The 25,982-nt window shown below is 43.5% G+C and carries 19 protein-coding genes; 2 read left to right on the top strand and 17 right to left on the bottom strand.

Annotation, left to right across the window (positions count from 1 at the left end; all coding sequences use genetic code 11):
* Positions 1–40: 40 nt before the first annotated feature.
* The 11 genes from comGB to pbp1b form a co-directional block, all read right to left on the bottom strand.
* Positions 41–1,072: a competence type IV pilus assembly protein ComGB gene (gene comGB, locus HMPREF2686_RS00695; RefSeq protein WP_186822852.1), complete on the bottom strand. Its 1,032-nt coding sequence runs from the start codon at positions 1,070–1,072 to the stop codon at positions 41–43.
* On the bottom strand, positions 1,005–1,946 hold the full coding sequence (gene comGA / locus HMPREF2686_RS00690; RefSeq protein ID WP_049505979.1) for a competence type IV pilus ATPase ComGA: 942 nt from the start codon (positions 1,944–1,946) through the stop codon (positions 1,005–1,007). Before comGA ends, comGB begins: the two co-directional genes overlap by 68 nt.
* An 87-nt stretch (positions 1,947–2,033) precedes the next feature.
* A complete protein-coding gene (locus HMPREF2686_RS00685; RefSeq protein ID WP_049505981.1) occupies positions 2,034–2,423 on the bottom strand; it encodes a DUF1033 family protein in 390 nt (129 codons plus the stop codon).
* Positions 2,424–2,642: 219 nt separating this feature from the next.
* Complete coding sequence (locus tag HMPREF2686_RS00680; RefSeq protein ID WP_070448842.1) at positions 2,643–3,746, bottom strand: family 8 glycosyl hydrolase; 1,104 nt, start codon at positions 3,744–3,746, stop codon at positions 2,643–2,645.
* Between the two features lie 8 nt (positions 3,747–3,754).
* Positions 3,755–5,065 carry a glycosyltransferase family 2 protein gene (locus HMPREF2686_RS00675; protein ID WP_070448840.1) on the bottom strand — a complete coding sequence of 437 codons (1,311 nt, stop codon included), beginning with the start codon at positions 5,063–5,065 and terminating at the stop codon, positions 3,755–3,757.
* A complete protein-coding gene (locus HMPREF2686_RS10480; protein ID WP_186822849.1) occupies positions 5,058–5,198 on the bottom strand; it encodes a hypothetical protein in 141 nt (46 codons plus the stop codon). The genes HMPREF2686_RS00675 and HMPREF2686_RS10480 overlap by 8 nt, the downstream gene beginning before the upstream one ends.
* A 9-nt stretch (positions 5,199–5,207) precedes the next feature.
* Positions 5,208–5,996: an MMPL family transporter gene (locus tag HMPREF2686_RS00670; RefSeq protein ID WP_003009746.1), complete on the bottom strand. Its 789-nt coding sequence runs from the start codon at positions 5,994–5,996 to the stop codon at positions 5,208–5,210.
* On the bottom strand, positions 5,997–7,151 hold the full coding sequence (gene wecB / locus HMPREF2686_RS00665) for a non-hydrolyzing UDP-N-acetylglucosamine 2-epimerase (protein ID WP_070448838.1): 1,155 nt from the start codon (positions 7,149–7,151) through the stop codon (positions 5,997–5,999).
* 324 nt (positions 7,152–7,475) lie between these two features.
* Positions 7,476–11,129 carry a DNA-directed RNA polymerase subunit beta' gene (gene rpoC / locus HMPREF2686_RS00660; protein ID WP_070448836.1) on the bottom strand — a complete coding sequence of 1,218 codons (3,654 nt, stop codon included), beginning with the start codon at positions 11,127–11,129 and terminating at the stop codon, positions 7,476–7,478.
* 161 nt (positions 11,130–11,290) lie between these two features.
* Entirely contained in the window at positions 11,291–14,860 is a 3,570-nt protein-coding gene (rpoB, locus tag HMPREF2686_RS00655) for a DNA-directed RNA polymerase subunit beta (RefSeq protein WP_070448834.1), read from the bottom strand.
* 351 nt (positions 14,861–15,211) lie between these two features.
* The gene (gene pbp1b / locus HMPREF2686_RS00650; protein WP_070448833.1) at positions 15,212–17,668 is read right to left on the bottom strand and encodes a penicillin-binding protein PBP1B; all 2,457 of its coding nucleotides are present in this window, start codon (positions 17,666–17,668) and stop codon (positions 15,212–15,214) included.
* 182 nt (positions 17,669–17,850) lie between these two features.
* Between pbp1b and tyrS the strand changes: the two genes are divergently transcribed.
* The gene (gene tyrS / locus HMPREF2686_RS00645) at positions 17,851–19,107 is read left to right on the top strand and encodes a tyrosine--tRNA ligase (RefSeq protein WP_003004779.1); all 1,257 of its coding nucleotides are present in this window, start codon (positions 17,851–17,853) and stop codon (positions 19,105–19,107) included.
* Between the two features lie 62 nt (positions 19,108–19,169).
* Here the strand turns inward: tyrS and HMPREF2686_RS00640 are convergent, their stop codons facing one another.
* Genes HMPREF2686_RS00640 through HMPREF2686_RS00625 form a run of 4 tightly spaced genes read right to left on the bottom strand, consistent with a single transcriptional unit; the run spans position 19,170 to position 21,775 of the window.
* Positions 19,170–19,583 (bottom strand): DUF3021 domain-containing protein, encoded by a 414-nt coding sequence (locus HMPREF2686_RS00640; RefSeq protein WP_070448823.1) that lies wholly within the window; start codon positions 19,581–19,583, stop codon positions 19,170–19,172.
* A gap of 9 nt (positions 19,584–19,592) precedes the next feature.
* The gene (locus HMPREF2686_RS00635; RefSeq protein WP_031572580.1) at positions 19,593–20,048 is read right to left on the bottom strand and encodes a LytTR family DNA-binding domain-containing protein; all 456 of its coding nucleotides are present in this window, start codon (positions 20,046–20,048) and stop codon (positions 19,593–19,595) included.
* Positions 20,049–20,066: 18 nt separating this feature from the next.
* On the bottom strand, positions 20,067–20,909 hold the full coding sequence (locus HMPREF2686_RS00630) for an ABC transporter permease (protein ID WP_070448820.1): 843 nt from the start codon (positions 20,907–20,909) through the stop codon (positions 20,067–20,069).
* Positions 20,909–21,775: an ABC transporter ATP-binding protein gene (locus tag HMPREF2686_RS00625; protein WP_070448818.1), complete on the bottom strand. Its 867-nt coding sequence runs from the start codon at positions 21,773–21,775 to the stop codon at positions 20,909–20,911. The genes HMPREF2686_RS00630 and HMPREF2686_RS00625 overlap by 1 nt, the downstream gene beginning before the upstream one ends.
* A gap of 235 nt (positions 21,776–22,010) precedes the next feature.
* On the opposite strand from HMPREF2686_RS00625, the gene HMPREF2686_RS00620 reads away from it, so the two are divergent.
* Complete coding sequence (locus HMPREF2686_RS00620; protein WP_070448816.1) at positions 22,011–22,865, top strand: methyltransferase domain-containing protein; 855 nt, start codon at positions 22,011–22,013, stop codon at positions 22,863–22,865.
* A 154-nt stretch (positions 22,866–23,019) separates the two neighbouring features.
* On the opposite strand, the gene HMPREF2686_RS00615 is transcribed toward HMPREF2686_RS00620, so the two are convergent.
* Complete coding sequence (locus HMPREF2686_RS00615; RefSeq protein ID WP_061604263.1) at positions 23,020–24,324, bottom strand: response regulator transcription factor; 1,305 nt, start codon at positions 24,322–24,324, stop codon at positions 23,020–23,022.
* Between the two features lie 10 nt (positions 24,325–24,334).
* Positions 24,335–25,981 (bottom strand): sensor histidine kinase, encoded by a 1,647-nt coding sequence (locus HMPREF2686_RS00610; protein ID WP_070448815.1) that lies wholly within the window; start codon positions 25,979–25,981, stop codon positions 24,335–24,337.
* Position 25,982 lies beyond the last annotated feature (1 nt).

Raw genomic sequence — 25,982 nt, 5'->3', positions numbered from 1 at the left:
ATAAGTGTAAAAGCCTTAACCTTATAGGTTTTTAATGTTTTCATAAATGAACCTCCATATTTTGATAAATCGGCAGCAACATGGCTGCATAGAGTAACACAATCACAAGAGCTACAAAGACAAACACCAAAGGTTGTATCACATTCATGGCCTTGTGAACCCGACGAAAGAAATCTTCCCAGGTTTTTTCAGCGTAGATTTCTAGTTCACTTCCGAGCTTTGATTTGACTTCACCATATTCAATCATAAGGGGCAATTCTTTTTTGAAAAAAGGATACCCCCTGACCGTCTCTGAAAAGGACTGGCCACGGTCTAAAGAAAGAGCTAAGTCCCTTCCAATTTCTTGAAAAAGCTGGGATTTTTGGTCCTGCATCATGGAAAAAATCTGAGACAACTCCAATCCTTGCCCAATCAGATTGCCCCATTCTCTGGCATAATAGGCTGTCAAATAAGCTTGAATCATGCCTTTTCCGAAAGGCAGATGAGACAAGGTTCTAAAAACCTTGATCTTGCCTGACTTCCGATAATAGAGAAATCCGAGTAAGAAGAAGGTCACCAGTCCCGCTCCTAAGGCCAAAAAGAGTTGGGGGAAGGAACTGATCAATTGCGTCCCAATATTTTGAGCATCCATTTGAGGGAGCAAGTAATTGCGCAAGCCAAGCATAATTAGAACTAAAAATCCAAGCAAGATGAGAGGATAGGTGCTCACCTCAATCAGCTTTTTCTTGACCTTGCGCATGTTTTCTAGGTAAGCACTGATTTTCTCCAAGCTCAATGCAAGATTGCCATGAAGCTCAGCGAGAGACAGCTGTGTCGTGACCGCATCTGAAAAACCGATCCCCGCCATCATCTCTGAAAAACTCCGCCCCCTCGAGAGGTCCTCTCGCATCTGGGAAACCAAACGACTCTCCACTAGGTGAGAGCGATCCAGAAAATCGACAATCTCAGACAGATGAAAACCACTCGAATAAAGATTCAAAAACAATTCGATGATTTGCTTTTGTTTAGCGGTAGATAATTTTTTCGGCTTGCGCCTGAGCCAGCTGGATATATCCCGATTGAGCCAAGAGATCCATTTGTTGGTTCCAGCGGCTGGCTGAGTGCTCTTGGTAGTTTTCCGTCGCAAAATCGACCACACCTCCTCCTGCAATTAATCGTTGGTAGCAAATACCTTGTAAAACAATCTTGAGCTCTTCCTCACTCACTCCAAGTTCTAAAAGTCGCTCATAAACACCTCGAACACTTTTCGCATGAATCGTAGAGAAGACGGTGACTCCTGTCAAACTAGCTCGTACGACTGCACGAGCTGTTTCCTTATCTCGGATTTCTCCAATAATGAGAAGGTCCGGCCGATGGCGTAAGGAGAGTTTGATCAGGTTGTCATAGGTCATGCCAATCTGGTCATTCAGCTGAAGCTGAAGCATATTATCCTGCTTGATCTCGACAGGGTCTTCAATAGACATGACTTGCTGGTCCGCAAAGCGCTCTTGCGCTAAAGCATGCATGAGAGTGGTCTTTCCCGAGCCAACGGGGCCCGCAAAGAGATAGAGCCCACGACCAGCCAATTTCTTCTTCAACTCAGGTAGCTGATCAAACCAAAAACGCAATTCGCGTTCCTCATCATGCAAGAGCCGAATAACCAAGCTTTCATAGCCACGATAATCCCCCACCGTCGACAAGCGAATCGAAACCAGCCCATCCTCCAGAGGGTAATCACACGACCCTAGCTGGCTCCGCCTTTTTTCTCCCACGTTCATGCCTGCTACGAACTTAAAGTGGCTGATCATAGCCGTCATCTCCTCAAAAGGGAAGGATTGTACAAAGCGCCTCTCATCTCCAACCCTCATAAAAACCTGGTACTCCTCTCTCCGAGGGATAAAGTAGAGATCCTGGGCTTCTTCTTTTTTTCCCATACGAATCAATTTTTTTGCAATTTCTTGAACCATAGTTCCTCCTCTCACTTATACTATTCGAAAAAGAAGACAAAAAAAGAAGACTTTCTAGATAGCTCTAAAAAATCTTCTAAATATCTCTTATGACAGGGTTGTCCCCTTTTTTGAATCGAGTGTATATTGACAAGAACGATGTTTGCGGATTCCTTTTTCCTTTTCGTAACCTGGACGGAGCTTGCTTTTAGGGATTTTGTGCTCGTCTTCTAGCAGAACTATCGAGTGGAAAAACTGCACATCATCACTGCAGTCCTCACACCACTCTTGCTCGTTGGTATCCCAAAAGATCGTCATGAGATCACTCCGACTCTTATAACTTGGAAAGTGTGCATTCAACTCTAACCATTTCTGCTTGTAGTATTTCAAAGCCTGGTAATAGTCTTCAAACTTCCGACTACTGACAATATCTTCTTCCCAACCTTCTAAAAACCACCAGGGTTCACAGTCCCCATACATTTCAATCACTCGATACATAAACTCTTCCATCCTTTGTATCTTCTATTATATAGAAAATCCTTTGAGAATAAAAGTTTTCTGCTCAGAGCATAATTTTTCAGGTATTCTCAGGCGATTTTCACAGTTATTTTTCAAAAATAGACTACTTGATTTCTCTTGGGTCCCTTTTTCGAGAATCAAAAAAGAGAGTCCCAACAAAATGACGAGCCATCTTGGGAACTCTCTCTTCTCAAGTATTTAGAACAATTCAAGTGCAATCATGGTTGTCATGGTTGCATCATAATAGTTGTTCAGAGGTAGATCTTGTGTGAAGATATACTTATTCTGTTGCACCAACTTCAGATAGCCTTTTTCGTGTTCAGAAGCATAGACTATCGGTGCCAAAAAACTTGCTGCCTGATGATTGTTCAAGGCCTTTCCTTTCAAGTCATAACCCGCGTACAGGTTTCTTTGACTCTTGAAAAAGTTAAGCATCTTTTTCACCAATTTTTGACTGGTTGCATCCTTACTTTGAACAAGGTTATATGGAAGGCGACAAGCATTATACGAGTAGGCTCCATCATACTTGGATTCAATCGTCTTGGGATCCGCTACGCGAGTCCCTTGCTCATCTACCCAGATGAAATCAGGTAGTAAACCTGTTTTTGTTTGGGAGCTGATCGTTTGGAGTTGCTGCAACATCTTTTCTTTGATGTCCAACCACTTCGAATCTTTTGTCACTTCATAAAAGATCTGGAATTGCGCTGGCAGTGTATCAGACGTCCGCATCAAATGATAGAATTCCGAATCCTGATTGGCCCAATTTCCCACCGTTAACACACCGGTTTCTTCATTGTAGTTGTGTGCGAGAATATCTTCTAAAATCGCTTTGGCTTGAGCCTGGTAGTCTTTGGCTTGCTTTGGCCATTGCTGAGCAGCTTTTAGAAGAGCATAGGCAATATAGAGATCTCCATCTGTGGCGTTATGGTCCTCATCCTTTGCTTTTCCATTTCTGATGGTTTGTTTCCAAGACATCAATTGGGTACCTTCCAAGCGATGATTTAGATAATATTGATAGAGTCGGTCAAAGTCTGCTTGTTGGGCCTGTCCTTTTTTAGCAGCCGCAACAGTAATGAGCATTCCATAACTTTGCGCTTCGGATAAAACCACCGTTTGATTGCTATCATTGGTGGTTCGAACATAGGATTCTTTCCCTTTTGAAACAACAAAATGCTCATTCCACTGATGATAAATTCGATTTCGCATCTCCACTTTACTTCTCGTTCTCGCTAAAAATAAGGTCAAACAGAAAATGCAAAGGATGACTAGAAACCATACATATCTCATCTTTTTCGTATTCATAATTTCTCCTATCCTGCGAATCGTTTTGTTTTAACCCATTTAGTTTCTTTCCGGTGCAATAGTTTGTCCATCACAATCGAAGAGATGGCATCAATCGATACAATGATAAACAGTTGAGAATAGGTGAAGTAGGCAGCTAAGGCCAACCAAATTTGCTTGGTAGTTGCTTGACCAAATTGTGAGGCAAGAGCCACATTAATCTGAAGTAAGTAGAGCCCAATCATCAAGATCCAATTGAACAACATCAATTGCGCAATATAGATATTTTCTGAATCAAAGGCAAATGGAATTTGCACGCCTGGCAACACTGTATGGAGACACATGGCCAGAATATTGGCAAAAAAGATCAAGTCTGATAACACGATAGCTGCATTGAACCAGAAGAAGATACAGGAATAGTTGGTCACTTCTAACTTCACGCGCCAATTTCCCTTACCAAATAAATGCTTGAAGTTGGAAAGAACCACTTCATAATTCCCTTTGGCCCAACGTTTCCGCTGCATATAGTAACTCTTCAGAGTCTCTGGCTCTTGTTGGAAGGCTTCTGAATTATAGGCTAGCGCAATCAACTTCCCACTTTGCATAATCTTGAAGGAAATATCCGTATCCTCAGTCAAGGCACCGTTTTTCCATCCTCCAATACTCTTGACAAATTCGGTTTGAATAATGAAGTTAGTTCCTGGAATCCGTCCAATCTTAAAGAGGTGCCACATGCCCACATGGTGGACCCGTTGGGTGACAACAATCTCTTGGTTGATACAGCGGGTCAAGAAGTTTTGATTGGCATTCCGCGTTTTATTGCGGCCGAAAGAAGCCACATGGCGTTCTGGATCTTTGAGGACTTCTTTCACAAGGAAATAAAGAGCATTTTTTTCAGGCATGGCATCTGCATCATAGACGCAGATATAGTCTCCAGTCGCCATCGCCAAAGCGTCATTTAGCACACCGGCTTTCCCACCTGTCCCGCTTCGATTGATAATGGTCAAATCCCGTCCTGCGTACTCTGGCAATGCTTTAACCGCCAAACACTCTTCATAGGTGCGATCGGAACAATTATCCGCAAAGAGCAGTAATTCTACACGATCATGTGGGTAGTTCATATCAAGGATCGCTTTGGCTGTTTGTGCAATGACCACATCCTCATTATGGGCGGGTACGACAATGGTCACTTTTGGATAATAAGGAAGCGGATCCGTATTAACACGAAAATCACTGTGTTTAAACCAAAAATGAACGGCTGAAAAGAGGATCACTAAGCCCCAGGCTAAGGATAACCAAATCGAAATCAAGGCAATAATCATCACAATTTGACTAATCATGGTCCACCGCCTTAAAGTTTTTATTGACACGGCGGTAAATCACCATATAAGCTACAAATAATACAATAAAGCACAAGGCAAAAAATACACTAATGCCTACAGCTATATTAAAAAATATATTTGTAAGAGACATGTTTTCCTCCTAATATTCCACAATAATATCTGTTTCAAGTTGACGTTTTAAGTAACGAATCATTTCTTTATAGCGATGGTATTTGGTTCGATTGGATTGATCCACTACAAGAAATCCTGACTGAAATTGGATGCCCTGAACCCCATCTTCTCCTTGGAACACCAGACTTTCCAACTGTGGTTTTAAGACCGTCATATAATCGCTCTTCAGATCCCGCTCGCTATCAGAAGATAAGATCAAGAAATTACCGTCTGATACATAATACAAGCTTTCATTTGGCTTCAGATGATGCGTTAACAAATAGTTGATTTGGTTCAAGGTCCGATTGTACTCTCTCGGTTGCAATTGGAAGAACAATTCCTCGTGCGACCAGTGAATGAGTAAGGCCTGAATTGTATCATTGGTTTGTCCGCCATAAGAAGCGATGCGGTTGCGATAATCTGCGTAAGCTTCTGGCTCTTGATCCTTCACTTTTGCAATCTCTTTAAAGAGGTGATAGCGAATTCGGGTCAAGATTCCAATCAAGATTGGAAAACTAAAGAGCAAGAGCAAGGCTTGATGAAATGGGATATAGACAACACCCGCCACCAAAAAGACAATCCCAAGGGCAAATGACAACAGGATGGTCCATGTCAACAATAAATCCGATAAAACAATAGCAGAAAATAATCCTAAAACAAAGAACAATCCTTCTTCAATCAGAATCTCTCTTGCAAAAAACAAGCAGTAAAGTAAAAGAAGTACTTCGAAAACAATCAAAATCAGCAACCATCTACTTAACTTTTCCGTTTTTTTCATTTATTCTTTCTCTCCCTCATGAAATTCTTCGGCAGCCTCTCCCTGGCCAAAGTAATGTTTAATGGCTTGTACGATTCGCTCAGAAGCTCTTCCATCCCCATAAGGATTTCGGGCATTTGCCATTTGAAGATACAGGCTTTCGTTGGTTAAGAGCTCTGTCATCGTCGTTTTGACGACGGTAGGATCCGTACCAACTAATTTCAAAGTCCCCGCTTTGACCCCTTCTGGGCGTTCCGTTGTATCGCGCAATACCAATACCGGTTTTCCTAATGATGGTGCCTCCTCTTGCACCCCACCTGAATCCGACATGATAAAGTAACTTCTAGAAGCTAAATTGTGGAAATCTAGTACATCTAGAGGCTCAATGAGGTGGATCCGATCATGATCTCCTAATAGATCGTTTGCCGCCTCTTGGACCGCTGGACTAAGATGCACTGGGTAAACCACTTCAATAGTCGGTTCTTGATCCACCATTTCTCTCAGAGCTCCAAAGACCGCTCGCATGGGTTGGCCTTGATTTTCTCTTCGATGCATGGTCACCAGGATGACTTTTTTAGCTGGATCCAATTGATCCAGTACTTCGTGGTGATAGTCCTCTTGAACCGTGAGTTTCAGCGCATCAATGGCAGTATTTCCTGTCACCACAATAGAGGATTTCGGATGATTTTCTTTTAAGAGATTGGCCTTACTTTCGCCCGTCGGCGCAAAATACAGATCCGCTAAATCATCCGTCATTTGACGGTTCATCTCTTCTGGATATGGAGAATATTTATCAAAGGTTCTCAAACCAGCTTCGACGTGACCAATGCGGACTTGATTGTAAAAGGCAAGCAGACTCGCCGCAAAGGTAGTGGTCGTATCTCCATGGACGAGCACCATATCCGGCTTTTCTTTTTTGATAACTGGATCTAATTGATTCAGGATTTTAGAAGTAATGTCCAATAAGGTCTGGCTTTTCCCCATAATATCCAAATCGTAATCAGGTACGATGTTAAAGGTTTCTAAGACTTGGTCCAGCATTTGACGATGCTGGGCAGTAACCACTGTGATGGTCTCAATAACCTCCTTTTGTTTTTGCAACTCCAACACCAATGGGGCCATTTTAATGGCCTCCGGTCGCGTCCCAAACACAACCATAATTTTCAATTTTTCCATAAACTTCCCCCGTCGACATGCATGTAATTCGACATTTTTTTAATTTGTGTACATCTTTTTTCATTCTACCGCCAATGACTTTAAATGTCAAACCGATTTTGGGTTTTATAAAGAAATTACTAATAGTTAGTCATTTTATTATTTTGGTGTTTAGAATACATATCCATATAATCACTAATTGTAAGTATTTACAGCACGACTTTTACCGGGCTAATATTTTTGGTAAAAAAATAATTCAATAATTATACAATTATTTTTCAAATAATAAATTTTTATAATTTTTGCAAAAAAAAAAGCCGGAACTTGTAGTTCCGACTTATTTTCTTATTCTTCTACGACTTCAGCTGTTTGAACTTCATCGACTGTTCCATCTGTTAATGGCACTTCTTCGATAATTTCGACTTCATTGACTGCTTGTGGTTCCAAGTTACGGTAACGAGCCATTCCTGTACCTGCAGGAATAATCTTACCAATGATAACATTTTCCTTAAGTCCAAGGAGATGGTCTTTCTTACCACGGATCGCTGCGTCAGTAAGAACACGAGTGGTTTCTTGGAAGGAAGCAGCTGACAAGAAACTGTTGGTTTCAAGAGAGGCTTTGGTGATTCCCATAAGGACTGGACGAGCAGTCGCAGGAACTCCACCAGAGATAAGGACATCCTTATTAGCATCTGTAAAGTCTGTAATGTCCATAAGTGTACCCATGAGAAGGTCTGTATCTCCTGGATCCATGACACGTACTTTACGGATCATTTGACGAACCATTACCTCGATGTGTTTGTCGCCAATTTCTACCCCTTGGCTACGGTATACTTTTTGTACTTCCGCAAGGAGGTAAGTTTCAACCGACAAGACATCACGAACGGCAAGGAGACGTTTTGGTTGGATAGACCCTTCTGTCAGAGCCGCACCACGAGAGACTTGATCTCCTACTTCGACTTTCATGCGGGCAGTGTAAGGGACAACGTATTCACCCTCACCAGTTGCTCCGCTGACAAAGACTTTCTTAGTGCGTGTAGAAGCATCTTCTTCGATGGCTGTGACTTCCCCTTTGACCTCAGTGATGACCGCTTCCCCTTTTGGATTGCGGGCTTCAAAGATTTCTTGGACACGAGGAAGACCTTGCGTGATATCGGTATTTGAGGCAACCCCACCCGTGTGGAAGGTACGCATGGTCAACTGTGTACCAGGTTCCCCGATAGATTGGGCAGCGATAGTTCCGACTGCTTCACCTACTTCAACCGCATCACCAGTCGCCAAGTTGATACCATAACAGTGACGGCAGACACCATGGCGGGTGTTACATGTAAAGACAGAGCGGATAGTGACTTCTTCAACACCAGCTTTGACAATTTCACGTGCTAGGTCTTCTGAAATCAAGGTATCTGGACCAACGATGACTTCACCTGTTTCAGGGTGTTTAACAGATTTCTTGGTATAACGACCAGTCAAACGTTCTTCGAGTGGCTCGATCATTTCCTTACCATCAGTAATGGCACGGATCACAAGTCCACGGTCTGTTCCACAGTCGTCTTCACGGATAATCACGTCTTGGGCCACGTCAACCAAACGACGAGTCAAGTAACCTGAGTCGGCTGTCTTGAGGGCCGTATCGGTCATCCCTTTACGGGCACCGTGAGTTGAGAAGAACATTTCGAGTACTGACAAACCTTCGCGGAAGTTTGACAGGATTGGCAATTCCATGATCCGTCCATTTGGAGCGGCCATCAAACCACGCATACCGGCAAGTTGCGAGAAGTTTGAAATGTTACCACGGGCACCAGAGTCCATCATCATAACGATTGGGTTCTTCGGATCTTGGTTATCCACCAAGCGTTTTTCCAATTTTTCACGGGCTGCACGCCATTCAGCTGTAACGGCATTGTAGCGTTCGTCATCTGTGATCAAACCACGACGGAATTGTTTGGTGATTTGTTCCACACGTTTGTGAGATTCTTCAATGATTTCTGCCTTGTCTTCAACGACCGGAATATCGGCAATCCCCACTGTCAAACCAGCAAGGGTTGAATGATGGTAACCCAAGTCTTTCAAGCGGTCCAAGAAAGCAGACGTTTCAGTTGTACGGAAGCGTTTGAAGATTTCTGCGATGATATTTCCAAGATTTTTCTTCTTGAATGGAACGTTTAATTCCAATTTCTCAATCGCTGCTTTGACATCTTGACCAGGCTCCAAGAAGTACTTAGCTGGAACGCCTTCTGTCAAGTTGGCATTATTTGGCTCTTGAAGGTATGGAAGCTCTGCAGGCATGATATCGTTAAAGAGGATCTTACCAACAGTTGTCAAGAGAATCTTGTGTTGTTGCGCTTCTGTCCATGGTTTGTTCAAGCTATCTGTCGCAATTCCGACACGTGTATGCAAGTGAACATAGCCATTGCGAAGAGCCATGACCGCTTCATCACGGTCTTTAAAGACCATGCCTTCTCCTTCACGACCAGCTTCTTCCATAGTGAGGTAGTAGTTCCCCAATACCATATCCTGAGATGGGGTAACAACTGGTTTACCGTCTTTTGGATTCAAGATGTGCTCAGCAGCCAACATCAAGATGCGAGCTTCTGCTTGAGCTTCTTCTGAAAGCGGTACGTGGATGGCCATTTGGTCACCGTCAAAGTCGGCATTGTAGGCTTCACAGACAAGTGGGTGCAAGCGAAGGGCTTTCCCGTCAATCAAGACAGGTTCAAAAGCTTGGATCCCCAAACGGTGAAGGGTCGGTGCGCGGTTCAAGAGAACTGGGTGTTCTTTGATCACTTCTTCTAGGATATCCCAGATGCGTTCATCTCCACGTTCGACCAAGCGTTTTGCAGCTTTAACGTTTTGCACGATATCACGCGCAACGATTTCACGCATGACGAATGGTTTGAAGAGCTCGATCGCCATTTCACGTGGCACACCACATTGGTACATCTTAAGAGTTGGACCAACGGCGATAACGGAACGTCCTGAGAAGTCAACCCGTTTACCGAGCAAGTTTTGACGGAAGCGTCCTTGTTTCCCTTTGAGCATGTGGCTCAATGATTTCAGTGGACGGCTACCTGGTCCTGTGATCGGACGACCACGACGACCGTTATCGATCAAAGCATCAACGGCTTCTTGGAGCATCCGTTTTTCGTTTTGCACGATGATACCAGGGGCATTCAACTCAAGCAAACGTGCCAAACGGTTGTTCCGGTTGATTACACGGCGGTAAAGGTCGTTCAAGTCAGAGGCAGCAAAACGGCCACCATCCAATTGGACCATCGGACGAAGATCTGGTGGAATAACTGGAAGGATGTTGAGAACCATCCATTCTGGCTTGTTACCAGATTTGTAGAAGGCATCCAAGACATCCAAACGACGAACAGCCTTCACACGTTTTTGACCAGTTGCAGTCTTCAATTCTTCTTTCAAGAGAGCAATTTCAGCTTCCAAATCCACTTGTTTCAAGAGGTCTTGGATCGCTTCTGCACCCATCTTAGCTACAAAGGAACCTGGTCCGTATTCACGCAAGCGTTCACGGTATTCACGTTCTGTCATGATGGATTTGTGCTCAAGTGGTGTATCTTTTGGATCGATCACCACGTAAGCTGCGAAGTAAATGACTTCTTCAAGGGCACGAGGGCTCATATCCAAGGTCAATCCCATACGAGAAGGGATGCCTTTGAAGTACCAGATGTGTGATACAGGTGCTTTCAACTCGATGTGTCCCATACGTTCACGACGAACTTTCGCACGTGTTACTTCAACCCCACAGCGGTCACAAACGATCCCTTTGTAACGGATCCGCTTGTATTTCCCACACGCACATTCCCAGTCTTTTGTAGGTCCAAAGATGACTTCATCAAAGAGACCTTCACGTTCTGGTTTCAATGTACGGTAGTTGATTGTTTCAGGTTTCTTGACCTCTCCATAAGACCATGAACGGACCTTGCTTGGAGAAGCTAGGGTGATTTGCATACTTTTAAAACGATTTACATCAACCACTATTTCTTACCTTTCCTTGTTTTCATACTTGTTTCATTTGGATACAGCTTAGGTGGGGGAAGAAAGGAAACTTTCTTTCCCCTCCTCCTTGTGTCTATATCTTGTTATCGAATCATCCTGCTAGAAGCATTCGTTTCTCACAAGACAATCATTTTTACTGATTATTTTTCTGATTCTTCAGCATCAAAGGCTGCTTTTGCTTCCTTGGCTGCTTTTTCACGTGCTTTTTCAAGGTCATCCACATGAATCACATCATCGTCTTCCCCTTCATCGAGGTCACGAAGTTCCACTTCTTGATCATCTTCGTCCAAGACACGCATGTCAAGACCAAGAGATTGCAATTCTTTGACAAGAACGCGGAAGGATTCTGGTACACCTGGTTTTGGAATTGGTTTACCTTTGGTAATCGCTTCATAAGCTTTCAAACGTCCGTTGACATCATCTGACTTGTAAGTCAAGATTTCTTGAAGGACATTTGATGCACCATAAGCCTCAAGGGCCCACACTTCCATTTCCCCGAAACGTTGTCCACCAAACTGAGCTTTCCCTCCGAGTGGTTGTTGGGTAACCATTGAGTATGGTCCGACTGAACGGGCATGGAGTTTATCATCAACCATGTGGTGAAGCTTGATCATGTACATGACACCGACAGAGACACGGTTGTCAAATGGCTCACCTGTACGTCCATCGTAAAGGATTGTCTTAGCATCGCTATCCATACCTGCTTCACGAACAGTATCCCAGAGATCTTCTGAGCTTGCTCCATCAAAGACTGGTGTTGCGATGTGAATACCCAAGTTACGAGCGGCCATACCAAGGTGAAGTTCCATAACCTGACCGATATTCATACGTGATGGCACCCCAAGAGGGTTCAACATGATATCAACTGGTGTACCGTCTGGAAGGTAAGGCATATCTTCAACTGGAACAATACGAGACACAACCCCTTTGTTTCCGTGACGACCGGCCATCTTATCTCCAACGCGGATCTTACGTTTTTGTGCGATGTAAACACGAACCAACATGTTGACACCAGATTGCAATTCATCTCCGTTTGCACGCGTAAAGATCTTAACATCGCGAACGACTCCATCTCCACCGTGAGGTACACGAAGAGAAGTATCCCGCACTTCACGAGATTTATCTCCAAAGATCGCGTGAAGGAGACGTTCTTCAGCAGAAAGGTCTTTTTCACCCTTCGGTGTTACCTTACCGACAAGGATATCGCCTTCTTTTACTTCTGCACCAATACGGATAATACCTGTTTCATCCAAGTCACGAAGAGCATCTTCACCGACGTTTGGAATTTCACGGGTAATTTCTTCAGGGCCTAACTTGGTATCGCGTGTTTCTGATTCGAATTCTTCCAAGTGAACAGATGTGTAGACATCTTCTTTCACCAAGCGTTCGCTCATGATAACGGCATCCTCGAAGTTATACCCTTCCCATGTCATATAAGCGACGATTGGGTTTTGACCAAGGGCCATTTCCCCTTTTTCCATCGATGGACCGTCAGCGATAAAGTCGCCTTTTTCAACGACATCGCCAACTTTTACAAGGGTACGTTGGTTGTAAGCCGTACCTGAGTTTGAACGACGGAATTTTTGGATATGATAAACATCAAGAGATCCATCTTCCCGACGAACTTCTACCTTGTCTGCATCTGCATAAGTAACTTTACCATCGTGTTGAGCAATGACTGCAGCTCCTGAGTCATGGGCAGCTTGGTATTCCATACCAGTACCCACATAAGGGGCTTTTGGATCGATCAATGGCACAGCCTGACGTTGCATGTTGGCACCCATGAGGGCACGGTTGGAGTCATCGTTTTCCAAGAAAGGAATACATGCTGTCGCAACAGCAACTACTTGTTTTGGAGATACGTCCATGTAGTCGACTTGATCAGATGGGAATTCTTGGTTGTTACCACGGTGACGTCCCATAACGATTGGCTCAGCAAAGCCACCTTTTTCGTTCAACTTAGAGTTGGCCTGAGCAACGATGTACTCATCTTCTTCATCGGCTGTCAACCAAACGATTTCGTTGGTCACTACACCTTTTTCACGGTCCACTTTACGGTATGGTGTTTGGATGAAACCATATTTGTTCAAGTGTCCATAAGATGACAAGTTGTTGATCAAACCGATGTTTGGTCCTTCAGGTGTTTCGATTGGACACATACGACCATAGTGGGTATAGTGCACGTCACGCACTTCATATCCGGCACGGTCACGTGTCAAACCACCAGGCCCTAAGGCAGACAAACGACGTTTGTGAGACAACTCAGAAAGTGGGTTGTGTTGGTCCATGAACTGTGACAACTGTGAAGAACCAAAGAATTCTTTGATCGCTGCAGTTACTGGACGAATGTTAATAATTTGTTGTGGTGTCAAGACATCGTTATCTTGTACAGACATGCGTTCGCGAACGTTTCGTTCCATCCGTGAAAGTCCAAGACGCACTTGATTGGCAAGCAATTCACCAACGGCACGAATCCGACGGTTTCCAAGGTGGTCGATATCATCCACACGGCCAAGACCTTCTGCAAGGTTCAAGAAATAGCTCATTTCTGCCAAGATATCTGCTGGAGTTACGATGCGTACTTTGTCAGATGGATTAGCATTTCCGATGATGGTGACAACACGGTCTGGATCTGTTGGAGCGACAACTTTGAATTTTTGCAACTCTACCGGCTCTGTCAAAACAGCAGCATCATTTGGAATGTAGGTGATTTTGTTCAAACCGTTATCCAATTGTTCTGAGATGCTGTCGATCACATCGCGCGTCATGACAGTACCAGCTTCTACAAGGATTTCCCCTGTTTCAGCATCTACCAATGGTTCTGCGATTGTTTGGTTCAACAAGCGGTTCTTGATATTGAGTTTCTTGTTGATCTTGTAGCGACCAACTGGTGCCAAGTCATAACGACGTGGATCAAAGAAACGGGCTACCAACAAGCTACGTGAGCTTTCCGCTGTTTTTGGTTCACCTGGACGAAGACGCTCGTAGATTTCTTTGAGGGCTTCATCTGTCCGTGAATCCATTGGATTTTTGTGGATATCTTTTTCAATGGTATTGCGAACCAATTCGCTGTCCCCAAAGATATCGATGATTTCATCATCTCCAGAGAATCCAAGAGCACGCACAAGAGTTGTAAATGGAATCTTACGTGTGCGGTCGATGCGCGTGTAAGCAATGTCTTTTGAGTCAGTTTCAAGCTCTAACCAAGCCCCACGGTTAGGGATAACAGTTGATCCATAACCTACCTTACCATTCTTGTCCACCTTATCATTGAAGTAGACACCTGGTGAGCGGACCAACTGAGATACGATAATCCGTTCTCCACCATTGATGATGAAGGTTCCCATCTCCGTCATGATTGGGAAATCACCAAAGAAAACTTCTTGGGTCTTGATTTCACCTGTTTCTTTGTTGACCAAACGGAAGGTCACAAAGATTGGTGCTGAGTAGCTGGCATCGTGGATTCGCGCTTCTTCAAGCGAATACTTAGGTTCGCGGATTTCATAACCCACAAATTCCAATTCCATTGTATCCGTGAAGTTTGAGATGGGAAGCACATCTTCAAATACTTCCTTCAAGCCATGATCCAAGAAATCTTTGAATGAGTCTGTCTGGATTTCAATCAAGTTTGGTAAATCAAGAACCTCTTTGATTCTTGAAAAACTACGACGGGTCCGATGTTTCCCGTATTGAACGTCATGTCCTGCCAAAGTTTTTAGCTCCTTTTTCCATACTAGGATAGCTTGGTAAAATGACTTTCACCACCTATCCGGTTTTAACTACAATTGTGTGATTTGCATCACGTGAAGAGCTGTCTCTTCACCTCATTCGTCGCTTTTTGTAATTTTTAGAAAAATTAAATTTGTGTAACAAACTAGGATTTTTCTGAAAAATAGGCACAAAAAGAGCAGCTAAATCGACTTATTCAAGTAAGATTTAACTGCTGTAAGCTCTTATTTGGACAATATTTCAAATAAAGCACACGACAAATTAGTTATCACTATTATACCGTTTTTTGCTCCAAAAATCAAGGCTTTCTCTAGGTTTTCTACTGGATCAGACTAGCGTCGATTGCCACGATTTGAGCTGTTTCGATTTGAACTATTGCTTGATGAACTATTGGTTGTCGAATTGTTCTTATTATTCGACTGATTTCCACTGCTATTACCCAGAATCGCTGCCCAAGCACTTTGATAATCGCTATCCGATCCCCCGATGGCAAAGTGGTATTGAGTAGTTGGCGCTCCGTTTTTAGCCCAAAGACTCGTCACCGTTTGACCGCTCACATCGATATCCCGGCCATTGACATTGACGCGGCCCGGTCTTTCACCCGTCGATTTGAGCACTTCAGAACGGATCACACTCTTATCGAGAGTGAATTTATCCTGAATTCCAAAGAGACTTGGATCTGCTTGGTAGATCGCATTCGCTAACTGCGCCATGTATTGGGCATTGTTGTTGTATCCAGTCAAGGTCTGCATGGAAGCATTGTTGTCATGGCCAATCCAACCTCCTAAAGAAACATTAGGGGTGGACAACATGAGCCACATATCTCCATTTGAGTTAGTGGTACCAGTTTTTCCAATCCAGTCTGCACCTGCCAGCGTTGGGTTGACTTGGCTAATCCGTGACTTAAAGGTCGTTGTTGCACCAGACGTAATAACCCCGCGCAAGAGATCCTGCATAATCGTTGCCGTTGCTGGAGAGTAAACACGAACAGGATCTGCCTCGTGCTTGTAAACTACATCTCCATCTCGATCAATGATTTGCTCTACCATGTAGCGTTTGAGGTAGTTCCCATTGTTAGCAATGGTTTGGAAACCATTGGTATGTTGGGCAACAGTGACCTCAATTCCTCCCCCCATTGGCAGGCTTTCAATGCCATATTCAGGGATATCATAGCCCATTTTCTTCATGTAGGATGGGACATCCACACCCTTTTCACGAAGGGTCCGGTAAGTCCAGTAAGCTGGAATATTCCATGAGGTATTGAGGGCCTCACGGAGATCCATCATCGCTGTTCCTCGGCTATCCACGTGCATGATCGGCTCACCACTTGAGAAATTAGTCGGATAGTTAGAAAGGATGCTATTGCTTCCCATCAAGCCTTGGTCGATGGCAATCCCATAGGCCAACAGCGGCTTGATAGTAGACCCTGGGGAACGCTCTGTATCAAAGGCATGGTTGTTTTGGTTGCCGTCAAAATTCCGTCCACCGATAAATCCTAAAACGGCACCCGTTCGGTTGTCCATAAGGACATTCCCAACTTCTACAAGACCCGTCCCATCATCCAAGACACTTCCAAAGTTTGCTACTGCGGCCTGCATCGCATTGTGAACCGGTTTGTTAATCGTGGTTTGAATGGTGTAGCCACCTTCGCGCAACTCGCTCTCCGCTAATTCTTGATAAGCCTTGACGGTTTCATTATTTTTCAAGTCTTGCTTGGTGACATTGTCTCGCTTGATCAAGTAATCATACATGGCCTCTTTTGCTTCTGCCATGGCTTGGAAGTAGAGGTAGTCATGCGGTGTTTTCTCGATGCCATCTGGAGCGATGAAGTCTTTGGTCAAGTCGTACTGGGCATAGGTCTCGTAGTCTTTTTTCGACAAGGCTCCTGTCCGGTACATATTGAATAAAACGTCTTTGGCACGCGCCAGACCTAACTCGAGGTTCTCCTTGCTCTTTAAGCTACCGTCTGCAGCATAAGGAGAGTAGACAATCGGACTTTGTGGCAAGCCAGCGATAAAGGCCGCTTGTGGAACGGATAAGTCTTTCGCAGAGACACCAAAGATCCCTTGAGCAGCGGCTTCCACACCCGCAATATTTTGTCCCCGATTGTTTCGTCCAAAAGGCGAAACATTTAAGTAGGTGGTTAGGATTTCATTTTTATCCATTCCCCGCTCTAAAGCCAAGGCATCGATAATCTCTGTCGCCTTACGAGTAAAGGTTGGAGCGTCTCCCACGACTTGCTGTTTGATCAACTGCTGGGTCAGGGTTGATCCCCCACTAGAGGAACCCACACCGGCTACGGATCCAAGTGTTGCCCGAAGAACGGCTTTAGGTACAACCCCCTTGTGGCTTTCAAAATTCTCATCCTCAGTAGCGATCACAGCCTTTTTGACATTGTCTGAAATGGCGTCTCCAGCTACTGGCGTGCGGATCAAATCACTGTCCACTTCTGCAATCAAGCTCTTATCTGAATAAGTCAGTTTTGAAACACTGCTGACGTTGCGGACCTGCTGGACCAATTCTTCTGTCTTTGGAACCTTGACATTGCTAAAGAGGCTCGCCGCATAACCAATCCCGATCCCTGCACCAAATAAAAAGAGGCACACGAACAGGGCGATCATGACATCCCACAAGAGTTTGAGGGTTCGCAAAAAGGTCGCAAAAATATCGCCGACAGACCAGCTACTTTCCTCATTTTTTTCCTTATTCGGAGTTTCTGTATACATCTTTGCAAAGAATTTTTGGACTTTCTTCCAAAACTCTTGCAGCTTCTCTTTTAATTGATTCACTGATTCTTTCTCCTTGTTCCCTATATTATAGCAGATTAGACCCTTTGTTTTCAATCACAAGAGCGTAGAAATCGTCACTCATTCTGCTTGGGTAAGGACAAGAAAATGATGGAAACCATTGCCATTTCCGTGGTTTATGGTAGAATAGAGAAATGAATAAACTTATAAAGGAGAAAAGATACATGCACATTTTTGATGAGCTAAAAGAGCGTGGTTTGGTATTTCAAACGACGGATGAAGAAGCCTTACGCAAAGCACTGGAAGAAGGTCAGGTTTCTTATTATACTGGTTATGATCCAACTGCTGACAGCCTTCACCTTGGTCACTTGGTTGCCATCTTGACTAGCCGTCGCCTTCAACTAGCAGGCCACAAACCTTATGCGCTCGTTGGCGGTGCGACTGGTCTCATTGGTGATCCGTCCTTCAAAGATGCTGAACGTAGTCTCCAAACAAAAGAAACTGTACAAGAATGGGTTCGCTCCATTCAAGGGCAATTGTCTCGTTTCCTCGATTTTGAAAATGGTGACAACAAAGCCGAAATGGTCAACAACTACGATTGGTTCGGAAGCATTAGCTTTATTGACTTCCTTCGTGATGTCGGAAAATACTTTACGGTCAATGCTATGATGAGTAAAGAATCTGTTAAAAAACGGATTGAGACAGGGATTTCTTACACGGAGTTTGCCTACCAAATCATGCAAGGCTATGACTTCTACGTCCTCAACCAAGAACACAATGTCACCCTTCAAATCGGTGGGTCTGACCAATGGGGAAACATGACAGCTGGTACTGAGTTGATGCGTCGTAAAGCAGATAAAACTGGTCATGTTATGACTGTTCCTTTGATCACAGATGCAACTGGTAAGAAATTCGGTAAATCAGAAGGCAATGCGGTCTGGCTCAATGCAGACAAAACATCTCCATACGAAATGTACCAATTCTGGATGAATGTGATGGATGCAGATGCTGTGCGCTTCTTGAAGATCTTCACTTTCTTGTCACTTGATGAGATTGAAGAGATCCGCAAACAGTTTGAGGCCGCTCCTCATGAACGCTTGGCTCAAAAGATCTTGGCGCGTGAAGTGGTTACCCTTGTCCACGGCGAAGAAGCCTACAAGGAAGCCCTCAACATCACAGAACAACTCTTTGCAGGAAACATCAAAAACCTTTCTGTCAAAGAACTCAAACAAGGCCTTCGTGGTGTGCCAAACTACCAGGTCCAAGCAGAAGACAACCTCAACATTGTTGAACTCTTGGTCACAGCTGGTGTGGTCAATTCTAAACGCCAAGCCCGCGAAGATGTTCAAAATGGAGCTATCTACGTCAACGGCGAACGCATCCAAGACCTTGACTATGTCTTGAGCGATAGCGATAAATTAGAAAATGAATTGACCGTTATCCGTCGCGGTAAGAAAAAATACTTTGTTTTGACTTATTAAGAAAGTAAAACCACGAAGTTTGGTATGAACTTCGTGGTTTTCTTATACACTTTTTTCTGGGACTATTTCCCTTTTCTGCGATGCAACAAAGCTTGGTTGATTCGTTGAGTTTTTTTATGGAGTTGCCAAATCTGGTACAGCCAGATCAGACCGTAAATGGCTAGAAAGATCAACCAAGGAATAGGACTCCGTAAGGCTGCCCCCCAGCCAAAAAATAAGTAGGTCAATGCTAAGATGGTAGCTGTCACAACTAAATGCAAGGCTACACGCAAACTATAGGTCAAAAACTCTTCTTCCTCAAGAATGAACGTCAAGACCCCCATTGTCCCACTCATCAAAAAGATCGCTAGGATGTTGCGGACATTTACAGCGGGATAGACGATGTTGGGATAGACATGGGATAATAACACCAAACACAAATAAAAGAAGGATCCTGTCCTCATACCAGATACAAAATAAGCTATAACTCGTTTCATCACTTTCTCCTATACCCCTAAATAATCCATCAAGGATTTGACATATTTCCGACTGACACTTGATTTTACTCCACGTGTCAGTTTAGCCATCATATTGCCTGAAAAACTATCCGATAGCGATTCCAAATGGTCGATATTCATCACCGCGTGGCGGGATATCTGTAAAAAATTACGACGATTAATCCGATGTTGAAAATTTGTCAAAGTATCTCTGACGGTAAACGTTTTGTCTGTCGTATAAATGGTTAGCTGATTCTTATCAATCTCGGCTAAAATAATGTCATCAATTTTCACCATGATCAAATGATCATCTGTTTTGATAGGAATCACTACTTGATTCACTGTCGAAAACTGTTCAAGATAGTCCATCACCTCTCGTGCTTGATCAGATAATTGCTTGGCTTGAATGACCACACAGGGGTCGTTTTCTGGGATATCCTGTTTTTCCTCAAAACGAATCTTCATTCCTACTCCAATTCTCACTTACTTTCTTTTACTCGATCTTTTTGCTAAGGAAATCCAAATCCCCAATGCTAGAAGAATACCACCTAACACTATAAGGTATGTTTGTTCCTTTGTCAATAAGGCTTGCCATTTGAGCTGAACACCCATTTTTTCTTGAAATTCTCGAAGAAGATCATCCCTCCCCTTAAAGGTTTCGCTCACTGCTTCTTTCATGAGTACTTGTCGATAAAGTGCAGCAATATAAGTTGCTGGAGTACATTCCATTAGTAGTTGTGCAAAATCAGGTAAAACACCTAAAGGTACATAAGTCCCTACCAAAAAACCAGAAGCTGTACCCACTATGGTCGAAAACTTCCCAAGACTGTCTACGGAATGGAAAAAATAAACAAAAATGGCATTCACTAAACTAGAAAGCAGGCTACTAAGCAACATGATGAGGAGTACCTCAGGTAATAGAGAAAGGGTTGGAACTTCTCTAAAATAGCCACACATCAGCACATACATAAGGGCCTGCATGAAAAAAGAGATGATGATTGCGCTCGTTAGATACGAAAATGGTAACCGCCACTTTCCTTGGTCCGATAAATAAAGATCCTGATCTACTTGATGTTCACGGTCCTTTACTAACTGAGTCAGGGCAGCCAGACTTGTCGTAATCCCTGTCACAGCCAGCGTCCCACTCATTAACCAATTATTTAACACAGGACCACTATTGGGGAGCTGAGCCCAAGCATCTGTTAGATTTTTTTGAAGAAAAATAATATAGAGAACAAAGGAAATCAAGGCTCCCAACAGGGAGAAGAAAACTCCTGAACGATTCCTAAAATACAATAAAAAATTTCGCTTTAGTAAGGCTAGCATTAGCGGACCTCTCTTCCTGTAAGTGCAATAAAGGCATCATCCATGGTCCCTGGACGAAACTCAAAATGGGCTAGATTATCTCTAACTTGCGCCAGATAATCAATGGCTTCCCTTTCACTCTTGGGTTGAAAAATATACTCCAATTGACTTTGTTGCTCTACTGACATTCCCGAAGATTTGAGACTTTCTATCTGCTGCATCTCCTTGAAACGAATCTTTAAGATATTAGTAGCATACTGACTCTTAATATCTAGTGCCGATCCTTGAGCAATCACTTCCCCATGGTCTACAATATAAATTTGATCAGCTTCATCTGCTTCGTCAAGATAATGCGTGGTCAAAACAACAGTCATTCCCTCTTCTCTCTGCAATTGATAGAGCAAATCCCAAATAGACTTCCGGGTTTGGATATCCAGACCTGTCGTTGGCTCATCTAAGAACAAAAGGTCTGGACTGTGTAGTAGAGCACGCGCAATGTCAACTCGACGCTTTTGGCCACCTGAAAGCGTTCCGTATTTCTGCTTTTGGAAAGCTGATAGGCCTAGCCGACCAATGAGATTAGACACACGATCGGGTTTTAAGCCTTTATACTGTTTCGCACGAATGGTCAGATTTTCCCTAACCGTTAGCATCTCATCTAAGACACTAGTCTGGAAGACCACACCAATTTTAGTACCTGGTTCATAGATGATTTCACCTTGCGTTGGTTGTTTCAAACCAATCAATATGGAAATCGTTGTTGATTTCCCCGCCCCATTTGGTCCTAGAATCGCATTAAAGGTTCCCTTTTCAAACTGTAAATGAATATTGTTTACGGCTAAATGATTTCCATATCGTTTACTGATGTTTTTAGCTTGTAATATCATGTTCTCTCTCCTTTTGATAGAACCAGTCTAACAAAAAAGCCATTTAAAAAACGGCTTTTGGGGATAAGTGGTCAAAATGAAGAGATGAGTGGCGAGATAGAAGAGATTAAAATAAGGAAATTAAATAAAGAGACTCAAGTTCCATTCAATACCGCGTAGATTCGTTAAAAAAGTGTGACTTAGTCCCATTAAAACATCGGTTGCTATCTAGAGGCTCTTTTGTTACACTACTAATATGAATACACCGATCAAACCAAAATTACAACGATTTCAAACAGCCACTGCTTTTGCCTGTCCCATCTGTCAACTGGACCTAGAACTTGTGGAGACCAGTTTTAAATGTCCCAAGGGCCATTCTTTTGATTTAGCGAAATTCGGCTATGTCAACCTAGCTCCTCAGATCAAACAATCGAAGGACTATGACAAAGAAAATTTCCAGAATCGCCAGCTAATCTTGGAAGCAGGTTTTTACGAGCCGATTCTAACAGCGATCGGACAAAAAATTCCGACCAGTGATGCCAGAATTCTAGATATCGGTTGCGGAGAAGGCTATTACTCCCGAAAACTACAAGAAGCCTATCCCAAGGCTACTTTCTATGCCTTTGATCTTTCCAAGGAATCTGTGCAACTAGCTGCCAAGAGTGACGCTAGCTGGAAGGTCAATTGGTTTGTAGGAGACTTGGCTCATCTACCCATTCAATCCAAGAGTATGGATGTCATTTTGGACATCTTCTCCCCGGCTAATTACGCTGAATTTGAGCGTGTCTTAAAAGCTGAAGGGGTCATCATTAAGGTCGTTCCAACCTCTTCTCATCTAAAAGAAATTCGTCAGTTGGCCCAAGATCAATTGACCAAGCAGTCCTACTCCAACCAGGAAATTTTGGAGCACTTTGAAGACCACTGCCAGATCCTCTCATCCGAAACGGTCAGCCTCACCAAGAGTTTAACTCCTGAAGAACGCCAGGCGCTCCTCGCCATGACCCCCCTTCTATTTCACGTTGACCAAGAAAAAATCGATTGGACCCAACTCAAAGAAATCACCATTGAAGCTGAGCTGCTAGTTGGGAAAATCAAGATACAAAGGACGTAGCGGATAAAGTCAAAATAGGGTATTCGACGAAGAATTATTAGATTCTAGGAGGATACATCTTTTTGATACAATCCGCAGTCCGTGTTCATTTCAATCAAGATACAAAGGACTTAAGATGAAAAGTAAAAAGGCTGAGACAAAGCGTCTCAGCCTTTTACTCATCTTCTGCATGCTCTGTCATGACTTGTAAGCGATAGGTTTTAGGCGATTTTCCACAGAGTTTACGGAAAACCTTGTAGAAATAGCCTACATTACTGTAACCGACTTTATAGCAGATATCTTCAATGCTGTCATTGGTCGATAAGAGGAGCTGCTGGGCAGCCTTAATCCGCTGTTTGTTGAGGAGTTCTGCGAAAGTCGCATTGGTTTCTCGTTTAATCAATTGTCCTAAATAGACTGGATTGATAAAGAGAGCCTGACTGATGTCCTTGAGTGACAGCTCTTTTTGGTAATCACGGCTAATCACTTGGAGGACACTCGCTACATTTTCATTCATCCGATAGTGGGATAAGAAACGGGACAACTCTTCCTGGATAAAGCCAATCATCTCGCTAAAGGTGGCAGCATCATGGACTTTCTTAACCACATCGGCCAAATCATCTCCTTGCAGGTATTCAAACAAATGAAAGACATCCATCAAAAATTGGATAAAGAGCTGCTTGGTCAGTGAAACCTTAGGTGTCTTCTCAAGGATCATTTTTTCTAACCAGTCCAGTTCTTCTAAGATCTGTTGGATATTTCCTTGCATGATCACCCGGTAGGCCGGTTCGTAGTAATGGAAGACCTCTTCATCTTGATTGAGAGGGATCGCCCCATAAAAGAGGCTCCGCTCTACTAGGTCCTTAAATTGATGAAAGTGCTCCTTATACGGAGGCTCAAAGGCCTTCTCAATCATGGCTTCTTCTTCTTGATCTGAGATAAAGAGTTGAAGATTTTGCCCTAGAACTTGGTAAGACGAGCTGATAAAGCCTTTTTTCTCCTTAGCAATCCCAATCCACAGTGAATTCCGACCTGCGATGTACCGACAAAACTCTTCCTCAGAGATGTCATCGTGAATCAAACGGTTGGCCAACTCTTGGCTTGGTTGCTGGATTTGGTTCCGAATTTTTTCTAGAATATTGCCCATCTCCACCTTATTGACAGGTTTGAGCAGGTAGTCTGCCACGCGCAAATTGAGGGCTGTCTTGACATATTCAAAATCCTGATAGCCTGACATAATGATAAAGGCAGCATCTGGGATCAAATCCTTCATCTCAGCAATCATCTGAAGTCCAGTTTTCCCAGGCATATTGACATCCGTGATCACCACATCTACCGGATACTCTCGCACATAATCAAGGGCCTGGTCTGCATCTTCTGCAGTTGCGACCACTTCCATATTCCAGTGGTCAAAGGGGATTAATTTTTTTAACCCTTCTGTAATCATATACTCATCGTCTACTAATAAGACTTTGTACATTCTGTCTCCTTTATTCATCTTGAATGGTTATCGTATAAGTCACTCCATGGTGAGGTTGGGAGAAGACTTGGATATGGTAGCGATCTCCAAAATAGAGCAGCAGGCGTTCATGGACATTGACAATTCCGATGGACTGCCGACCACTCTTTTCTTCGATTTCTGAGCGTGGATTGCGATTGGCTAGCATCTCTTGAATGCTTTCTAGCTGTTCTTCTTTCATCCCGCGCCCATTATCAGTGATCAAGATGATGACCTGCCCTTCTCCTTGCAAGACCTTGACACTGATCACATTGTCCTTGCGTTTATGGTCCACCCCATGCGCAAAATAGTTCTCGACCAAAGGCTGGATGGTGAATTTTGGAATCTTCATTTTTTCCAAACCTGGATCGATCTTAAAGCCATAGGCAATCGATTTGGGATAACGTACCATGCAGAGGTAGCTGTATTTGCGACAAAATTCGAGCTCATTTTCAACCGTCGTCACTCGCTCATCTGAGATATTATTGCGCAAGAGACTACTAAACTCATAGATAATATCACCCAATTCATCCTGCTCTTGCATGACGGCATACATCCGGATAAATTCCAGTGTATTGTACATGAAATGGGGATTGATCTGGGCTTGTAAGGCCCGCATATTGGCATCTTTTTGGCTGAGCTGCAACTGGTAGATATCCCGAATGTTCTTGTCCATATTGTCTAACATGGTATTGATCATATTACCAATGACCAAAAGTTCTTGGTCCTTCGTCGAAGTATCAATCCGACGTTCACTATCGCCTTGACTGATCTGATTCATGGTATCGACCAAGTCGAGGACTTGACGCCGGTAATTTTTGAAAATCTGCCGTAATAACAAGTACAGGATCAAGAAAATCAGGAAGGCAATGGAGAGAAAAGTGGTCAGGTTAGCTAGACCCTTCTTGACCAAATAACTTTCAGAAACGACGACATCCACCTTATAGCCATAGATCGTGCTACGAGTTTGCCATTTAACATCCTTTGATTGTCCTTTATCTCCTTCATGGTACATCTCTTTCCCAAAGGGAGTGAAGACTCGCACAGCGACCGGAAGATCGCCTCTAGCATTGTCAATTGCTGCCGTCAAAATTTCCTGGTCCAGAGTCATATAAGCAATCCCAACTCCAGCACCCGTAGTCGGATCTGTCAAAGGAACCGGAATGGCTGTCGCAGGAGCCTTGTAATGGTCCGCGGAAACTTGCTTACCCCCCTTCGATTGCCGGGTAGAGACAAATACTGTCTTGTAATCCGACAAGGTGACATCGATACCCTCGATGTTTTTATTGCTCAAATAGAGACTGTCAATATTCTTATGTAGGGACAATTGGATATAAGAAGGAAACTGGGCATTCAATCGCCAAGTCTCATACTCCGATGGTGACAAGGTAAAATAGCGATAAACCCCTTCTAATTTTGCAGGGTTTTCAACGAGACTACGCCCTTCTTGTGTGACCCGCTGATAAGAGGTCTCGAGATCCGTCACGACTTCAGTCAAGACCCGTTGGGCGATCCGATCGGCTTCAGCTTGCTGGTTTTTCCAAGAGATCCCCGCTACGACCAGGCCCATAATGGTCAAAATGACCACCATGACATAGGCGTAGAATTTTAAAAGCGTACTTAACCAGATTTTTTTCATC

This window comes from Streptococcus sp. HMSC057G03 (assembly GCF_001808745.1).
Lineage (GTDB): Bacteria > Bacillota > Bacilli > Lactobacillales > Streptococcaceae > Streptococcus > Streptococcus parasanguinis_Z.
The sequence above is the reverse complement of the archived record's forward strand: the minus strand, read 5'-3'. Positions and strand labels throughout refer to the sequence as shown.

Excerpts from the sequence above, each read along its gene's own strand:
- HMPREF2686_RS00675 (WP_070448840.1), bottom strand. The coding sequence starts at position 5,065 with ATGATTAGTCAAATTGTGATGATTATTGCCTTGATTTCGATTTGGTTA.
- tyrS (WP_003004779.1), top strand. The coding sequence starts at position 17,851 with ATGCACATTTTTGATGAGCTAAAAGAGCGTGGTTTGGTATTTCAAACG.
- HMPREF2686_RS00640 (WP_070448823.1), bottom strand. The coding sequence starts at position 19,583 with ATGAAACGAGTTATAGCTTATTTTGTATCTGGTATGAGGACAGGATCC.
- wecB (WP_070448838.1), bottom strand. The coding sequence starts at position 7,151 with ATGGAAAAATTGAAAATTATGGTTGTGTTTGGGACGCGACCGGAGGCC.
- HMPREF2686_RS00620 (WP_070448816.1), top strand. The coding sequence starts at position 22,011 with ATGAATACACCGATCAAACCAAAATTACAACGATTTCAAACAGCCACT.
- HMPREF2686_RS00680 (WP_070448842.1), bottom strand. The coding sequence starts at position 3,746 with ATGAATACGAAAAAGATGAGATATGTATGGTTTCTAGTCATCCTTTGC.
- HMPREF2686_RS00630 (WP_070448820.1), bottom strand. The coding sequence starts at position 20,909 with ATGCTAGCCTTACTAAAGCGAAATTTTTTATTGTATTTTAGGAATCGT.
- comGA (WP_049505979.1), bottom strand. The coding sequence starts at position 1,946 with ATGGTTCAAGAAATTGCAAAAAAATTGATTCGTATGGGAAAAAAAGAA.
- HMPREF2686_RS00610 (WP_070448815.1), bottom strand. The coding sequence starts at position 25,981 with ATGAAAAAAATCTGGTTAAGTACGCTTTTAAAATTCTACGCCTATGTC.
- HMPREF2686_RS10480 (WP_186822849.1), bottom strand. The coding sequence starts at position 5,198 with ATGTCTCTTACAAATATATTTTTTAATATAGCTGTAGGCATTAGTGTA.
- HMPREF2686_RS00685 (WP_049505981.1), bottom strand. The coding sequence starts at position 2,423 with ATGTATCGAGTGATTGAAATGTATGGGGACTGTGAACCCTGGTGGTTT.
- HMPREF2686_RS00635 (WP_031572580.1), bottom strand. The coding sequence starts at position 20,048 with ATGAAGATTCGTTTTGAGGAAAAACAGGATATCCCAGAAAACGACCCC.
- HMPREF2686_RS00625 (WP_070448818.1), bottom strand. The coding sequence starts at position 21,775 with ATGATATTACAAGCTAAAAACATCAGTAAACGATATGGAAATCATTTA.
- HMPREF2686_RS00615 (WP_061604263.1), bottom strand. The coding sequence starts at position 24,324 with ATGTACAAAGTCTTATTAGTAGACGATGAGTATATGATTACAGAAGGG.
- HMPREF2686_RS00670 (WP_003009746.1), bottom strand. The coding sequence starts at position 5,996 with ATGAAAAAAACGGAAAAGTTAAGTAGATGGTTGCTGATTTTGATTGTT.